This is a genomic window from Paraburkholderia caffeinitolerans (assembly GCF_902859945.1).
Lineage (GTDB): Bacteria > Pseudomonadota > Gammaproteobacteria > Burkholderiales > Burkholderiaceae > Paraburkholderia > Paraburkholderia caffeinitolerans.
In genome coordinates, this window is the sequence record NZ_CADIKL010000012.1 from 66,997 (window position 1) to 82,562 (window position 15,566).

At 63.5% G+C, this 15,566-nt stretch carries 13 protein-coding genes and 7 tRNA genes; 7 read left to right on the top strand and 13 right to left on the bottom strand.

Features of this window, described 5'->3' with window-relative positions:
• Positions 1 to 58: 58 nt before the first annotated feature.
• The 3 genes from HV773_RS14330 (at position 59) to aceA (ending at position 4,140) form a co-directional block, all read left to right on the top strand.
• The gene (locus HV773_RS14330) at positions 59 to 328 is read left to right on the top strand and encodes an acyl-CoA-binding protein (RefSeq protein ID WP_129561871.1); all 270 of its coding nucleotides are present in this window, start codon (positions 59 to 61) and stop codon (positions 326 to 328) included.
• Between the two features lie 376 nt (positions 329 to 704).
• Positions 705 to 2,444 (top strand): DEAD/DEAH box helicase, encoded by a 1,740-nt coding sequence (locus HV773_RS14335; protein WP_129561870.1) that lies wholly within the window; start codon positions 705 to 707, stop codon positions 2,442 to 2,444.
• A 388-nt stretch (positions 2,445 to 2,832) separates the two neighbouring features.
• On the top strand, positions 2,833 to 4,140 hold the full coding sequence (gene aceA / locus HV773_RS14340) for an isocitrate lyase (RefSeq protein WP_129561869.1): 1,308 nt from the start codon (positions 2,833 to 2,835) through the stop codon (positions 4,138 to 4,140).
• A gap of 192 nt (positions 4,141 to 4,332) precedes the next feature.
• Here the strand turns inward: aceA and HV773_RS14345 are convergent, their stop codons facing one another.
• Both HV773_RS14345 and HV773_RS14350 read right to left on the bottom strand, forming a co-directional pair.
• Positions 4,333 to 4,767, bottom strand: a complete 435-nt coding sequence (locus HV773_RS14345; protein ID WP_129561868.1) for a universal stress protein — start codon at positions 4,765 to 4,767, stop codon at positions 4,333 to 4,335.
• Between the two features lie 202 nt (positions 4,768 to 4,969).
• Positions 4,970 to 5,881 carry a LysR family transcriptional regulator gene (locus HV773_RS14350; protein WP_129561867.1) on the bottom strand — a complete coding sequence of 304 codons (912 nt, stop codon included), beginning with the start codon at positions 5,879 to 5,881 and terminating at the stop codon, positions 4,970 to 4,972.
• Between the two features lie 168 nt (positions 5,882 to 6,049).
• Between HV773_RS14350 and HV773_RS14355 the strand changes: the two genes are divergently transcribed.
• Together HV773_RS14355 and aceB are read left to right on the top strand one after the other, a co-directional pair.
• Complete coding sequence (locus HV773_RS14355; RefSeq protein WP_129561866.1) at positions 6,050 to 6,829, top strand: haloacid dehalogenase type II; 780 nt, start codon at positions 6,050 to 6,052, stop codon at positions 6,827 to 6,829.
• A 62-nt stretch (positions 6,830 to 6,891) separates the two neighbouring features.
• On the top strand, positions 6,892 to 8,484 hold the full coding sequence (gene aceB, locus HV773_RS14360; protein WP_129561865.1) for a malate synthase A: 1,593 nt from the start codon (positions 6,892 to 6,894) through the stop codon (positions 8,482 to 8,484).
• Positions 8,485 to 8,586: 102 nt separating this feature from the next.
• Here the strand turns inward: aceB and HV773_RS14365 are convergent, their stop codons facing one another.
• Positions 8,587 to 8,988 (bottom strand): gamma-glutamylcyclotransferase family protein, encoded by a 402-nt coding sequence (locus HV773_RS14365; RefSeq protein WP_129561864.1) that lies wholly within the window; start codon positions 8,986 to 8,988, stop codon positions 8,587 to 8,589.
• A gap of 174 nt (positions 8,989 to 9,162) precedes the next feature.
• On the opposite strand from HV773_RS14365, the gene HV773_RS14370 reads away from it, so the two are divergent.
• On the top strand, positions 9,163 to 10,062 hold the full coding sequence (locus HV773_RS14370) for an AraC family transcriptional regulator (protein WP_129561863.1): 900 nt from the start codon (positions 9,163 to 9,165) through the stop codon (positions 10,060 to 10,062).
• A gap of 59 nt (positions 10,063 to 10,121) precedes the next feature.
• Here the strand turns inward: HV773_RS14370 and HV773_RS14375 are convergent, their stop codons facing one another.
• The 9 genes from HV773_RS14375 to gltX form a co-directional block, all read right to left on the bottom strand.
• Entirely contained in the window at positions 10,122 to 10,586 is a 465-nt protein-coding gene (locus tag HV773_RS14375) for a GNAT family N-acetyltransferase (protein WP_129561862.1), read from the bottom strand.
• Between the two features lie 156 nt (positions 10,587 to 10,742).
• Positions 10,743 to 10,819, bottom strand: a tRNA-Asp gene (locus HV773_RS14380).
• An 80-nt stretch (positions 10,820 to 10,899) separates the two neighbouring features.
• A tRNA-Glu gene (locus HV773_RS14385) sits at positions 10,900 to 10,975 on the bottom strand.
• A 56-nt stretch (positions 10,976 to 11,031) separates the two neighbouring features.
• Positions 11,032 to 11,108 (bottom strand) — tRNA-Asp (locus tag HV773_RS14390).
• Positions 11,109 to 11,200: 92 nt separating this feature from the next.
• Positions 11,201 to 11,276: transfer RNA gene (locus HV773_RS14395), tRNA-Glu, on the bottom strand.
• A gap of 67 nt (positions 11,277 to 11,343) precedes the next feature.
• Positions 11,344 to 11,420, bottom strand: a tRNA-Asp gene (locus tag HV773_RS14400).
• Positions 11,421 to 11,506: 86 nt separating this feature from the next.
• Positions 11,507 to 11,582 (bottom strand) — tRNA-Glu (locus HV773_RS14405).
• A gap of 48 nt (positions 11,583 to 11,630) precedes the next feature.
• A tRNA-Ala gene (locus HV773_RS14410) sits at positions 11,631 to 11,706 on the bottom strand.
• A 237-nt stretch (positions 11,707 to 11,943) separates the two neighbouring features.
• A complete protein-coding gene (gene gltX, locus HV773_RS14415) occupies positions 11,944 to 13,365 on the bottom strand; it encodes a glutamate--tRNA ligase (protein ID WP_129561861.1) in 1,422 nt (473 codons plus the stop codon).
• 371 nt (positions 13,366 to 13,736) lie between these two features.
• Between gltX and HV773_RS14420 the strand changes: the two genes are divergently transcribed.
• Entirely contained in the window at positions 13,737 to 14,762 is a 1,026-nt protein-coding gene (locus HV773_RS14420; RefSeq protein WP_377731232.1) for a patatin-like phospholipase family protein, read from the top strand.
• A 90-nt stretch (positions 14,763 to 14,852) separates the two neighbouring features.
• Here HV773_RS14420 and HV773_RS14425 read toward each other — a convergent pair whose 3' ends face one another.
• Positions 14,853 to 15,560, bottom strand: coding sequence for a C40 family peptidase (locus HV773_RS14425; protein WP_129561860.1), 708 nt, complete (start codon positions 15,558 to 15,560; stop codon positions 14,853 to 14,855).
• Positions 15,561 to 15,566: the final 6 nt, after the last annotated feature.

Below are 15,566 nucleotides of genomic sequence, written 5' to 3' on the forward strand. Positions count from 1 at the left end.
GTCGAATGGCACTGCTACCATCGCCGGGCTGTTCCGATCATCCAGTGGAGGAAAAACAATGAGCGATGTGAATGTCCAATTCGAGCAGGCCCAGCAAGACGTGCAAAAGCTGCCGGAGCGGCCGGGCAACCTGACGCTGCTGCGCCTGTACGCGCTCTTCAAGCAGGCCACCGAAGGCGACGTGCACGGAGACAAGCCGGGATTCACCGATATTGTCGGCAAGTACAAGTACGAGGCGTGGGCCGCGCTGCAAGGTACCGCGCAGGACGCCGCGAAGGCGCAGTACGTCGAGGTCGTCGAATCGCTCAAGAGCGGCGCCTCGAACTAGCAGCAACGCGATGTGCCAGCAAGCAGCATCGCCTCAAACCAGGCGAAACGATTGCTGGCGCACTGCAACAAAACAAGATACAATACGTGCTGCGTTGCGCTCCGGTCGCCCTTGCGATCAGCAATACGCCACGTAGCGTTAAGCTCCAATCCAGTTTAGAACCTGTCCCCCCCTGCCATGGCCCAGTTTTCGGGCCGTCAAGTATCAGGCTGGCGGTTGGCCAATCCCGGCTAAGCCGCACCCAAAACAGCTTCTAACGAAAATTCGCCCTTCTGTGGTGCGAATTGCCCCCGTTTTTCGATTTGCTCGCAAATTCAGACGACTTGGGTATGCCGATTGGCGCCGACGTTCTATTTCCTGTGTACCAAGGATTTTCATGACTTCGAGCAATACCCAAAGCCCCCTCGACGCGATTGCCAACGACGCCCTCGGTCTCGACGCCGCCGCCGCTTCCCCTGAAGCCGCCGTGCAGGCAGACGACACCCCCGCTGGCCCGACGTTCGCATCGCTCGGTCTGTCGCCGGAGATCGTCTCCGCGCTGACCGCGGCGGGCTACAAGGCCCCGACGCCTGTGCAGGAACGCGCCATTCCTGCCGCCATCGCCGGCCGCGATCTGCTGGTCTCCAGCCCGACCGGTTCGGGCAAGACCGCTGCCTTCATGCTGCCCGCGATCGAACGCTTCGCGCAGCTCCAGAAGGCTCAAGCCGCTCAACCGCGCGAGCCGCGTCCTAATGGTCAACCCGGCCAGCAAGGCCAGGGCGACCGCCGCCAGCGCCGTCCGCAACCGGTCGCGCGCCCCGGCCTGCTCGTGCTCACGCCCACGCGTGAACTCGCCATGCAGGTGACCACGGCTGCGTCGACCTATGGCCAGCATCTGCGCCGTCTGCGCACCGTCAGCATTCTCGGCGGCGTGGCCTACGGCCAGCAGCTCATGCTGCTCGCGAAGAACCCCGAGATTCTCGTGGCGACGCCGGGCCGCCTGCTCGATCACCTCGAGCGCGGCCGCATCGACCTGTCCGAACTCAAGATGCTCGTGCTCGACGAAGCCGACCGCATGCTCGACATGGGCTTCATCGACGACATCGACACGATCGTCGCCGCTACGCCGGAAACGCGTCAGACGATGCTGTTCTCGGCCACGCTCGACGGCAAGATCGCGTCGATCACTGGCCGTCTGCTCAAGGACCCCGAGCGCATCGAGATCGTGCGCAAGGTCGAAGCGGCTTCGAACATCGCCCAGACCGTGCACTACGTGGACGACCGCGACCATAAGGATCGCCTGCTCGACCACCTGCTGCGCGACGAGAGCCTCGACCAGGCCATCGTGTTCACGGCGACCAAGATGGACGCGGACCAGCTCTCGGGCAAGCTCGCCGACGCTGGCTTCGAAACCGCCGCACTGCACGGCGACCTGCCGCAAGGCGCGCGTAACCGCACGATCCGTGCGCTGCGCGAGCGCCGCGTGCGCGTGCTCGTCGCGACCGACGTCGCGGCTCGCGGCATCGACATCCCGGGCATCACGCACGTGTTCAACTACGACCTGCCGAAGTTCGCGGAAGACTACGTCCACCGTATCGGCCGTACGGGCCGCGCGGGCCGTTCGGGCACGGCGGTGAGCCTCGTGCACCATGCCGAACAAGGCGCGCTCAAGCGCATCGAGCGCTTCGTGCGCTCGCCGCTGCCCGTGAACGTCGTGGAAGGCTTCGAGCCGCGCAAGGCACCGCCCGCGAACCGCGGCTTTGGCGGCCGTGGCCGTCCGGGTGGCGGCAATGGCGGCGGCCGTCGCTTCGGCAACGGCAACGGCAAGCCGGGTGGCTATGGCAGCCGTGGCGGCAACGGCGGCGAGCGCAGCTTCGGTGATCGTCCGCAAGGCGAGCGCAGCTTCGGCGACCGCTCGAACGGCGATCGCAACGGCGGCAATAGCTTTGGCAACCGCTCGGAAGGCTCGCGCGGCGGCTATGGCCAGCAGCGCGAAGGCGGCTACGGCGCCTCGCGCGGTGAAGGCAACAGCCGCGGCGGCTACGGCCAGCCGCGTGGCGACGGCTACGGCCGTTCGCGTGAAGGCTATAGCGCGCGCCGCAACGATGGCCCGCGTGGCGCACGTCGCGACAGCTAAGTCAGCGTGCACGGGCGGCGTGCAATGTCCGCCCGCCAACTGGCGTTGAAATAAGAGACCGGTGCTTCGTCACCGGTCTTTTTTTGCCCGCGCTCAAAATTTCACGATACGAAAAATTTTTTTGCTTCGTAAAAAATTGTGTTGCGGGGCACAAATAGGCCCGTTGCAAGATGGAAAATTGCGTTTCTTATCGCGAAATAAAATAGTTAAAGCATTGAATTTATTGATTTAAATTTAACTAAAAATCCTCATCACCTATCTGTTGCGGGGCGATCGATTTGCCTAGACTCTTATATAAGAGTTCGCGAAACGAAACGACCCTCGCGAAGCTCAGCGGTTCAGCAGTTCCGATCAGTGGTTTATCTATAGGTAAACGAAGGAGCCCACCATGTCGACCCGTCAACAGCAAGCACAGCAACTTCAACAGCAATGGGAAACGGACCCGCGCTGGAAGGGCATCAAGCGCAACTACACGGCCGACGACGTGGTGCGCCTGCGCGGTTCGGTTCAGCCCGAGCACACGCTCGCGAAGATCGGCGCCGAGAAGCTCTGGAAAGGCGTGACCACCGAGCCCTTCATCAACTCGCTCGGCGCGCTCACGGGCAACCAGGCCATGCAGCAGGTGAAGGCCGGCCTCAAGGCCATCTACCTGTCGGGCTGGCAAGTCGCGGGCGACGCCAACCTCGCCGGCGAAATGTACCCGGATCAGTCGCTCTACCCGGCCAATTCGGTGCCGCAGGTGGTCAAGCGCATCAACAACACGCTCACGCGCGCCGACCAGATCCAGTGGTCCGAAGGCAAAAACCCCGGCGACGAAGGCTATGTCGACTTCTTCCAGCCGATCGTGGCCGACGCTGAAGCGGGCTTCGGCGGCGTGCTCAACGCGTTCGAACTGATGAAGGCAATGATCGAAGCGGGCGCAGCCGGCGTGCACTTCGAAGACCAGCTCGCCTCGGTGAAGAAGTGCGGCCACATGGGCGGCAAGGTGCTCGTGCCAACCCGCGAAGCCGTCGCCAAGTTGACGGCCGCGCGTCTGGCCGCCGACGTCTGCGGCGTGCCGACCGTGCTGCTCGCGCGCACCGACGCCGAAGCCGCCGACCTCGTCACCTCCGACATCGACGACAACGACAAGCCGTTCCTCACGGGCGAGCGTACGATGGAAGGCTTCTTCCGCACGCGCAACGGTCTCGAGCAGTCGATCTCGCGTGGCCTCGCCTACGCGGCCTACGCCGACATGATCTGGTGCGAAACGGGCAAGCCGGATCTCGAGTTCGCGAAGAAGTTCGCGGAAGCGATCCAGAAGGAGTACCCGGGCAAGATGCTCGCCTACAACTGCTCGCCGTCGTTCAACTGGAAGAAGAACCTCGACGACGCGACGATCGCGAAGTTCCAGCGCGAGTTGGGCGCGATGGGCTACAAGTTCCAGTTCATCACACTGGCGGGCTTCCACTCGCTGAACTACTCGATGTTCAACCTCGCGCACGGCTATGCGCGCCAGAACATGAGCGCGTTCGTCGAGTTGCAACAGGCCGAGTTCGCCGCTGCCGAGAAGGGCTTCACCGCCGTGAAGCATCAGCGCGAGGTGGGCACGGGCTATTTCGACGCCGTGACGCAGACGGTCGAGCGCGATGCGTCGACCACGGCGCTGCACGGTTCGACCGAAGACGAACAGTTCTTCGACAAGAAGGTGGCGTAAGACCACCCGCAGGGGGCGCGCCCCCTGCTCTTTTCTGGCGCCGGACGCACGGCGCGGCAGCCGGTTCGCAAGTCCTTGGCGGGGCCTGCCGGATGCCGCCACCGCCGCCCCCGCGCCAGGTGCAGTGAAGCAAGCCGCGGAAGGCGCATGGACATCGGCCGTGCATGTCCATGCGCCAACTGCGGCTATGCGCTATCGATAGACGATCACCGGAATCTTCGTGTGCGTGAGTACGCGCTGCGTCTCGCTGCCGATCAACAGGCTACCCAGACCGCGCCGCCCGTGCGAAGCCATGAAGATCACGTCGCAGCCGCAGTTTTCGGCGGCTTCGATGATGCCGAGATACGGGGACGGATGCACGCTGGTGCAGGAGTCGCAGGTGACGCCCACACTGTGAGCCGCCTCCTCCACTTCCTGCAGATGGAGGCGCGCCTCGCGCTCGCTGCGGGTCTGGAAGTCGCCGGGCAGCTCGATCACGACATCGGCGTAAGGCGAGTATGGATATTGCGGCAGACACGCGTAGGCCGTGACGCGGGCGCCCACCGTCCGCGCGAGGTCGATCGCCCCGTCGATCGCCTTTTTCGACAGGTCGGTGCCGTCGGTCGGAACGAGGATGTGCTTGAACATGGCGCCCTCCGTGTTCCCGTGCTCACTGCATCCGGGTGGCCTCGCGAACCGCGCCATGGCCTCGCACGGCGCCCCGCAACGCCCTCAAATCGATTGTAGTGCGCGAATAAACGGCGCAAGGCGTGCATGCGGGCATCTCCGCATATCGGAAACGCGGATGCCGTTCCGGCAACACAGAGGCAGAAACACGAATCGCCAGGACTCAGTCCTGGCCCCAGTAACCCGGCTGACCGTAGGTATGCTTGAGAAAGTCGAGAAAGAGGCGCACGCGCAACGGCAAGTGCCGGCGCTGCGGAAACACGGCGTGAATGCCGATGGGCGGCGCGGCATACGCGTCGAGTACGCTCGCGAGCCGGCCCGCCGCGATATCCTCACCGACTTCCCACCACGAGCGCCAGGCGAGGCCATAGCCTTCGAGGCACCATTCGTGGAGCACTGCGCCGTCCGAGCACTCCATCGTGCCGGAGACGCGAATCGACACCACTTTGTCGTCCTGCTGAAAGGTCCAGCCGCGCTGCTGGTTCGCGCTGCTCGCGCCGAGCGCGAGACAGTTGTGGCGCGCGAGGTCGGCCAGCGTTTCGGGCTCGCCGCGCCGCGACAGATACGCGGGCGACGCCACGCAGACGCGCCGGTTTTCGCCGAGTTTGAGAGAAACGAGCGACGAATCGGGCAGCTCGCCGAGACGAATCGCGCAGTCGAAGCCCTCGTTGACGAGGTCGACGAGCCGGTCCGAGAGGTCGAGCGTGGTAGTCACGTCGGGGTGTGCGGACGTGAAATCGGGCACGAGCGGCGCGACATGGCGCCGGCCGAAGCCCGCCGGTGCGGACACGCGCAGGTGCCCGCTCGCCTTCACGCCGCCCGCAGAGACGCTGGCCTCCGCGTTCTGCATGTCATGAATGATGCGCTGGCAGTCTTCGAGGAACGCGGAGCCCTCGAACGTCAGCGTAATGCGCCGCGTGGTGCGCACGAACAGCTTGACACCGAGCCGCTCTTCGAGCGCGTCGATGCGCCGGCCGATGATGGCGGGCGCAACGCCTTCGGCTTGCGCCGCCGCGGAAAGACTGCCCTTCGCCGCGACGTTGGCAAAGGTTTCGATTTGTTTGAAGCGATCCATCGGAAAATCAGGAAAACGGAATTACGCAACACCCTTGATAGAAAAAAACCTCTAGAGCGCCAGATTAGGTGGATAAAAGTAAAAGATCAAGTGATCAATCCCGTCTTTTTCGGCACCCATGATAATGAATACAATTCGTTCCGACCTCTGATGATGGAGTGCAAGGCCATGTCGGCCACAACGACACCACGATTCCCCAAGGCTGTAATCTTCGACGCATATGGCACGCTCTTCGACGTGCACTCGGTCGTCGCCGCAGCCGAGCAAATGTTCCCCGGTCACGGCGACTCGCTCTCGCAGCTCTGGCGCCTGAAGCAGATCGAATACACGCAGCTGCGCACGCTCTCGGACCCCGCTGGCGCGCGCTACCGCCCCTTCTGGGACATCACGCTCGACGCGCTGCGCTATGCGGCGCGCCGCCTGAACCTGTCGCTCTCCGGCGCGGGCGAAAAGCGGTTGATGGACGAATACGCCTGCCTCTCGGCCTTTCCCGACGTGCTGCCCGTGCTGCGCCGCCTGCGTGCGCCGGCTGCGGACGGCACGCGCATGGGCCTCGCCATCCTCTCGAACGGCAATCCGCAGATGCTCGACATCGCGGTAAAGAGCGCCGGCATGAACGGCCTGTTCGACCACGTTCTCTCAGTCGACGCAGTGCGCGCCTACAAACCGGCTGCGGCGGCCTACGGGCTCGGCGCCACCGCGTTCGACGCCGCGCCGCGCGACATGGTGTTCGTCTCGTCGAATGGCTGGGACGCCGCCGGCGCCGCCTGGTTTGGCTACACCACATTCTGGATCAACCGCCAGCGACTGCCCGCCGAAGAACTCGGCGTGCCGCCGCATGGCACCGGCGGCGGCATGGCAGAACTCGCCGCCTTTCTCGAAACCGCTGTGCCTGCCGAGCGAAGCCGCCCCGCGCCCCAGCCCGGGCGCGTGACGAAACCCGCCTGACCGGCACGGCTATTACAACAACCACCGCATTCAAAGTCTGACCGACCAAGGAGCAAGCAATCATGGCGAACACGTTGAACCTGCCGCAAGGCATGCAGATCTCGGCTGAAATCAAGCCCGGCTTCGAAACGATCCTCACGCCCGAAGCGCTCGAACTCGTTGCAAAGCTGCACCGCGCATTCGAGCCGCGTCGTCAGGAACTGCTCAAGGCGCGCGTCGAGCGCACCAAGCGCCTCGACGCCGGCGAGCGCCCCGACTTCCTGGCTGAAACGAAGTCGATCCGCGAAGGCGACTGGAAGATCGCGCCGCTGCCGAAGGATCTCGAATGCCGCCGCGTCGAAATCACGGGTCCGGTCGAGCGCAAGATGATCATCAACGCGCTGAACTCCGGTGCGGACTCCTACATGTCCGACTTCGAGGATTCGAACGCGCCGAGCTGGGACAACCAGATCACCGGCCAGATCAACCTCAAGGACGCAGTGCGCCGCACGATCTCGCTGGAACAGAACGGCAAGACCTACAAGCTCAACGAAAAGACGGCAACGCTGATCGTGCGTCCGCGCGGCTGGCACCTCGACGAAAAGCACGTGACGGTCGACGGCCAGCGTGTCTCTGGCGGCATCTTCGATCTCGCGCTCTACCTGGTCCACAACGCGAAGGAACTGGTTGCACGCGGCACCGGCCCGTACTTCTACCTGCCGAAGATGGAAAGCCATCTCGAAGCGCGCCTGTGGAACGACATCTTCGTCTTCGCGCAGGAAGCCGTTGGCATCCCGCGCGGCACGATCCGCGCCACGGTGCTGATCGAGACGATCCTCGCGACGTTCGAAATGGACGAGATCCTCTATGAACTGCGCGAGCACAGCTCGGGCCTGAATGCCGGCCGTTGGGACTACATCTTCTCGGCCATCAAGAAGTTCAAGAACGACAAGGACTTCTGCCTCGCCGACCGCTCGCAGATCACGATGACGTCGCCGTTCATGCGCGCCTACGCGCTCGAACTGCTCAAGACCTGCCACCGCCGCAATGCGCCGGCTATCGGCGGCATGAGCGCGCTGATCCCGATCAAGAACGACCCCGCGGCAAACGACAAGGCCATGGGCGGCGTGCGTTCGGACAAGGCACGCGATGCCAGCGACGGCTACGACGGTGGCTGGGTTGCGCACCCGGGTCTCGTGCCCATCGCGATGGAAGAGTTCGTGAAGGTGCTCGGCGACAAGCCGAACCAGATCAGCAAGCAGCGCCCCGACGTCAACGTGACGAGCAACGACATTCTCGACTTCCGTCCGGAAGCGCCGATCACCGAAGCCGGCCTGCGCAACAACATCAACGTGGGCATTCACTATCTGGGCTCGTGGCTTGCGGGCAATGGTTGCGTGCCGATCCACAACCTGATGGAAGACGCGGCAACCGCGGAAATCTCGCGCGCGCAGGTCTGGCAGTGGATCCGCTCGCCGAAGGGCAAGCTCGAAGACGGCCGCAAGGTCACGGCCGAGTTCGTGCGCGAACTGATCCCGCAAGAACTCGACAAGGTGAAGGCCTCGGTCGGCGGCGACACCAAGCCGTACGTGCGTGCTTCGGAGATCTTCGAAGAGATGTCGACGTCGGAGAACTTCGTCGACTTCCTGACGCTGCCGCTGTACGAAGAGATCTGATCGTTATCCTGACGACTGATCGATGAAAAAGGCCCGGCGGATGCAAATCCGCCGGGCCTTTGTGCTTCTGCGCTGCGTTTCTACACAGCGCTCGCGCGCCGATCAGCGTGCGAGACGGTGCGCGATCCAGTCGCCGCCGTGAATCCGCGGCCGCCCTTGCACCGCATGACGCGCCACCGGATAGAACAGGCATTCGAGCCGCTCCCCCGCCACCTCCACGCTCACCTTCTGAGACACGAACAGCCCGTCGACGCCCGGATAAACCTGCTCGATCTCGTCGAGCACGGCTACCAGCGCTTCGTCGATCTCGTAGACCTCGCCGATCACCGGTGTGGCCTGCGCATCGGCAATCATCCCCGGATACGTCCCGAAGTCGAACAGATGGCCCGCCACCGCCGTGCGGCCGACGAGGCGCGGCTGCCCGATCGCATGGCGCGACGCCGCGAGATTGATGTCGTTGATCTCGCCCGCGCGCAGCGTGCCGTAGATGAATACGTACTTCATTGCTTGTGCTCCTCGCTCCCGGTTGCCGATTGGTTGCCGATAGGTTGCCTGATGCCGATGCCTCGGGCGGCAAATCCGCAGCATTATGCGCCCGCACCCACCCCGGTGGGCACATTCGGACGGCCGTGCGCACGCGCGCCTACAATAATGCGCACAGAAACGCGCAGACCCGCCATGCCTTTTTCCTCGCCCGCTGCCTTGCCGCCCGCCGAGCTCGCCGACATTCCCCCCGAGTTCGAGCCGACGCCCGAGCACCCCATCCGCGTGCGCTCGCGGCCCATGGCCGCCGGCGTGCGCATCGCGCGGCACACGCACGCGTGGGCGCAGCTCGCCTACGCGTCGCGCGGCGTCCTGCGCATGGCGACGCCCGGCACGACGTGGATGGTCCCGCCATCGCGCGCGATCTGGGCTCCGCCGTTCGTCACGCACGAGGTCGCGATCGTCGAGGATGCATTCCTGCGCACGCTTTACGTCGACGCCTCGGTCATCCCGCCCGGGCTCGACGCCTGCCGCGTGGTGGAGGTTTCCGGCCTGCTGCGCGAGGCAATCGCCGCATTCGACGAGCGCGGCATCGACCCCGCACGTGAGCGCCTGCTGGGCGCCGTGGCGCTCGACGAAATCACGCGCTCGGCGCCGCTGCCACTTTCGGTGCCGATGCCCGAGGAAAAGCGCCTGCGCTCGCTGTGCGAGGCGCTGCTCGCCGATCCCGCCGGGCCGGGTTCGCTCGAATACTGGGCGGCGCACGTGGGCGCGAGCACACGCACGATCGCGCGGCTCTTCCGGCAGGAGCTCGGGGTGAGTTTTTCGCAGTGGCGCCAGCAGGCGATCCTCGCGCGTGCGATTCCGCTCCTGAATCAGGGCAAGCCGATGGCCATCGTCGCCCATGAACTCGGCTACCAGAGCCAGAGCGCGTTTTCGGCGATGTTCCGGCGGGCATTTGGCGAGAGCCCCCGTGCATTCATTGCGCGCGGGACAGGCGAGCGGGAACCCAGTCCGCACGAAGACGACATGGCGACCGCTACACCGATCGTGGCAGCACCTACGGAATCCGGGACGGCACGGCAGGACGTTTGAGCACGTACGGCGCGATGAGCGCTACGGCACCGCTTAGAGCGAAGATCTCGAAAAGTTCGTCAGACCAGCCGCGTCATATGGCGGATCGAGCCGAGGCGCGCGAGCCGTGGCCCCGCCACCCGGTAGCCCATGCGCAGATAGAGCCGCGCTGCGGGGTTGTCGACGAACACACGCAACTGCAACTCGCGCAGGCCGCGCTCGCGCGCCCAGCGATGCGACATGTCGAGCAGGAAGGTCCCCGCACCGTTGCCACGATAGCCTTCGGCGATCTGTACGTCGCGGATATGCAGCGAATCGGCCTCTTGCGTCACGCGCAGCACGCCGATGGCCTCGCCATCGAGTTCGAGGATGAAATTTTCCGATTCGCGGTAGCTGGCCAGAAAGAGATCGCCGCGCCAGATCAGATGATGACGCACGTAATAGCCCCCCATGTTCCGGCGCGTCAGCGACTCGGCAAACTCGAAGTCGTCCATGGTGGCGTGACGCAACTGGAAGCGCGACGGAATGTCGTTCGGTGCGAACATGGCAGGCAACGCGGCAAAACGCGAAATATCGAAGTTCCGACAACGCTACGATAACGCGCCGGCTCAGGCAATGGCCGTTTGTCCGAATCCGGCGTGGAGACGAAGGAAGAGAGAGAAATAGAAAAAGCCCGCTGGAAATCCAGCGGGCTTTGATTCTGGCGGAGCGGACGGGACTCGAACCCGCGACCCCCGGCGTGACAGGCCGGTATTCTAACCAACTGAACTACCGCTCCATTCCTGCTTGACTACACCGGCGGTCGGTTAGAACCCGCTGGCGGCGTCGCCCTACAACTTGATGGCGCCGCATTTTATTTGGCGTCCCCTAGGGGATTCGAACCCCTGTACTCACCGTGAAAGGGTGATGTCCTAGGCCTCTAGACGAAGGGGACAACACAGGCTTGCGCCTTGAACCACATTCCACCCGAAACACTGGGCAGATCGAATCTGGCGGAGCGGACGGGACTCGAACCCGCGACCCCCGGCGTGACAGGCCGGTATTCTAACCGACTGAACTACCGCTCCAGTCCTGCTTGACTACACCGGCGGTCGGTTAGAACCCGCTGGCGGCGTCGCCCTGCTACTCGCATTGCTGCTTTGTGGCGCCGCATTTTATTTGGCGTCCCCTAGGGGATTCGAACCCCTGTACTCACCGTGAAAGGGTGATGTCCTAGGCCTCTAGACGAAGGGGACAACACAGGCTTACGCCTTATAACTTCAACTAAAAAGCCCGCTCAACATTTCTGAACGGGCTTCTATCTGGCGGAGCGGACGGGACTCGAACCCGCGACCCCCGGCGTGACAGGCCGGTATTCTAACCAACTGAACTACCGCTCCAATTCGACATACACAGATGGGCGTCGGTTGATTCCCACCTGCTGCCTCGCCGATATCATTACGATTTACTCGACGACGCTCATGTCTGGCGTCCCCTAGGGGATTCGAACCCCTGTACTCACCGTGAAAGGGTGATGTCCTAGGCCTCTAGACGAAGGGGACATGATCTTTTCAGATAATGCCTTGCTACACTTTACTACTTTGTTCTGTTGGTGGAGGTAAGCGGGATCGAACCGCTGACCTCTTGCATGCCATGCAAGCGCTCTCCCAGCTGAGCTATACCCCCTTGCAGAACAGAAGCGAGATTTTAAACATCAAATTCGCTTTCGTCAAGAGTGTTTCGAATCTTTTTTTCATCGCTTTGATGTTTTGGCGAAACATCATTGCTCGATTCGACCACTCTTTGCGTGAAACTTACCGCTGTTTCGCGCTCCGTATTCAACGGAGCCCGAATACTACAAGAACTCCCGCCCTGGCGCTAGTGCCAGAGCGAAAAATCTTCAAATATTTTTACTCGCCCGGCTTAGCTGCCCTTCGCAAGCCCCTGCTCGATGCGGCTCACGACCACGTCACGACCAAACAGCGTGAGCACTGCATCGATCGCCGGCGTGTGCGTCGTGCCCGCCACGAACAGACGCACCGGCATCGCGAGCTGCGGCATCTTCAGCTTGTGCGCGCCCAGCGTCGTCTTGAAGGCTGCCGAAATAGCTTCCTTGGTCCACTCTGCGCTCTTGAGCGCGCTCGCGAGGTCGGCGAGAGCCGGACGCACGGCGTCGGTCACGTGCTGCGCCAGCGCGTCCGCTTCGGGCTGCGGCTCGCGATAGAACATCATGGCGCTCTCGGCGATTTCCTTGATGGTCGTTGCGCGGTCCTTGAAGAGCGCCACCACGCCGTCGAGCGCCGGCCCCTTCGCGAGCGCCGCCTCATCCACGCCCAGCGCCGCAAAGAACGGCTTCGAAAGCTCGGCGAGGCGTGCGTTGTCAACTTCCTTCAGGTAGTGGTTGTTGAGCCAGTTGAGCTTGTTATGGTCGTACTGTGCCGGCGACTTGCCCAGATGGTCGAGATCGAACCATTCGACGAACTGCTCGCACGTGAACACCTCCGCATCGCCGTGTGACCAGCCGAGGCGCGCGAGGTAGTTCAGCACCGCCTCCGGCAGGTAGCCTGCGTCGCGATAGCCCATCACGCTCATCGCACCGTGACGTTTACTCATCTTTTCGCCCTGCTCGTTGAGCACCGTGGGCAGGTGACCATAGACGGGCGGCTCGGCACCCAGCGCGCGCAGGATGTTGATCTGGCGCGGCGTGTTGTTCACGTGATCGTCGCCGCGAATCACGTGCGTGATCTTCATGTCGATGTCGTCCACGACCACGCAGAAGTTATAGGTCGGCGTGCCGTCCGGACGCGCGATCACGAGGTCGTCGAGTTCTTCGTTCGAGATCTCGACGCGCCCTTTCACCGCGTCATCCCATGCGACCACGCCCGTGAGCGGGTTGCGGAAACGCAGCACCGGCTGCACCCCCTCGGGCGGCGTCGGCAGGACCTTGCCCGGCTCCGGGCGCCACGTACCGTCGTAGCGCGGTTTTTCGCCGGCCTCGCGCTGGCGCTCCCGCAATGCGTCGAGCTCTTCGGTCGACATGTAGCACGGGTACACGAGGCCCTGATCCTGCATCTGCTTGAGCACTTCGCGGTAACGGTCCATGCGCTGCATCTGGTAGAACGGGCCTTCATCGAAATCGAGGCCGAGCCATTGCATGCCTTCGAGGATTGCGTCGACCGCGTCGGTGCTCGAACGCTCGAGATCGGTGTCCTCGATCCGCAGCACGAAGGCGCCCTTGTTGTGGCGCGCGAACGCCCACGGATAGAGCGCGGAGCGAATGTTGCCGAGGTGGATGAAGCCGGTCGGGCTCGGCGCGAAGCGGGTACGTACGGGGGTCGTGGTCATGTGCGAATACTCGAGGACGGTGCCGCCCGGCGACCGCCAGGAGCTGCGGCATGCTCCGATATGAGCGACGCAGCAGGCCGAATACAGTCGATGGTGGACGGCGAAGGTTCGCGCGCAGGCCGTAGCCGTGGCGATGCGGGCCCGAAAGCGGCACGGCGCAGCGCGACACAGCAAGTGCAAGACGCGAACGGAAAACCGGGAAAATTAGAGACGGGATTATACCCGCCGCGCGCATGGCTTTGCCTTATCATGTCGGCGCGCTGGCGCCCTCGCCGGCGTGGTCCCGCTTGGCTACAATCGCGGGCCGCAAGAATAGACGCGGTGCGCACCGCACGAGAATCGCCTTCGCGCGCGCCGCCTGGAGAATCTGCTTGAAGCCCAGTTCGAAGCCGGATCTGAAACCGCGCCTGAATCCCGACCCACGACCAGACCAAAGGCCGGACCACCAGCAGGACCGCAACCCCGCGCAGCTTTCATTGAGCCGCCGCCATTTCTCGCTCGCGGCCGCTTCCACCGTCCTTGCCGCCTGCACCACCGCGGGCACGCAAACTACCGACAACAAGAGCGTCACTGCCGCACCCCCTCCGCCCGCTAAAACACAGCGCCCGATCCGCGTGGGCCTGGCACTCGGTGGCGGCGCTGCGCGGGGGTTTGCCCATATCGGCGTGATCAAGGGACTCGAGGCGCGCAACATCCAGGTCGACCTGATCACGGGCACGAGCGCGGGCTCGGTGGTGGCAGCGCTCTACGCCTCGGGCATGAATGGCTTCGCGCTCAACAAGCTGGCGCTGACGATGGATGAAGCGTCGATCAGCGACTGGGCCATGCCGTTTCGCAACCGCGGCATCCTGCAAGGCGTGGCGCTGCAGAATTTTCTGAACACGACGCTGCACGACCGCCCGATCGAAAAGATGGCCAAGCCGCTAGGCGTGGTCTCGACCGATCTGCGCACCGGTCAGGCAATCCTGTTCCAACGCGGCAACACGGGCATTGCCGTGCGTGCCTCGTGCAGCATTCCGTCGATTTTCGAGCCGGTCCGCATTGCGGGTCACGAATACGTGGACGGCGGCCTCGTGAGCCCGGTGCCGGCGTCATTCGCGCGCAAGATGGGCGCCGACTTCGTGATTGCCGTGGATATTTCGTCGCGCCCAGAAACAGCGCCCACGCAAAGCCAGTTCGACGTGCTGATGCAAACCTTCACGATCATGGGCCAGTCGATCAAGAACTACGAGCTCGAAAAATACGCCGACATCGTGATCCGCCCGAACCTCAACGCCATGGCGAGCAGCGACTTTACCCAGCGCAACGCCGCGATCCTCGCGGGTGAGGAAGCCGCCGCGAAGATCTTTCCCGAGATCGAACGCAAGCTTGCCGCGGCGCGTACGGCGACAGCCTGAGTTACGCGATAAAACGGCAATCCAAAAACAAAAAAGCCTGCTTCGATGAAGCAGGCTTTTTGTTGCGCTCGTGTTGACCCGAGCTGGCGATTAGTTGCCGCTGCTGCCGTCGAACTGCGCGCTCACGCGCTGCTTGAGGCCTTGCTCCTGATCCGGCGTAAACGACGCCTCGATGCGGCGCGCACCCGTGAAGCGCTTTTCCCAATAGCCGCTGTCCAGATCGTCGACGCGAATCGTGCTGCCGGTGGACGGCGAGTGAACGAACTTGTTGTCGCCGATATAAATGCCCACGTGCGAGAACGTGCGGCGCATCGTGTTGAAGAACACGAGGTCGCCGGGCTTGAGGTTGCTCATGCTCACCTTCTCGCCCACACGGCTCATTTCCTCCGCGCGACGCGGCAGGTTCATGCCGAGCGTGTCCTGGAAGACGTAGCGCACGAAACCGCTGCAATCGAGACCCGAGTCCGGCGTGTTGCCGCCCCAGCGATAGCGCACGCCGATCATGTTCAGCGCACCCACCACGACGTCACCGGCCTTGCCGGCCATACCGGACAGAAATGCCTTCGCGCCGCTTTGGGCCGGGGCCTGTGCGGTAGTCGTCTGGGTCGTGGTTTGAGCGGCGGAGAGTGACTGCGAATTCGCCGAATTAATCGTCGAATTGCTCGGCGAGAATGAGACGTTCTGATTAAAACTGCTTGCTTCGTCGGCGAACGCGCCGTTAGCTGCAGCCATCAGTGCGCCGATGAACATCCCGGCGACGACGCGCGTGCAAGCCTGGGTCAAGGATCGGTGCTGCATGGGTCG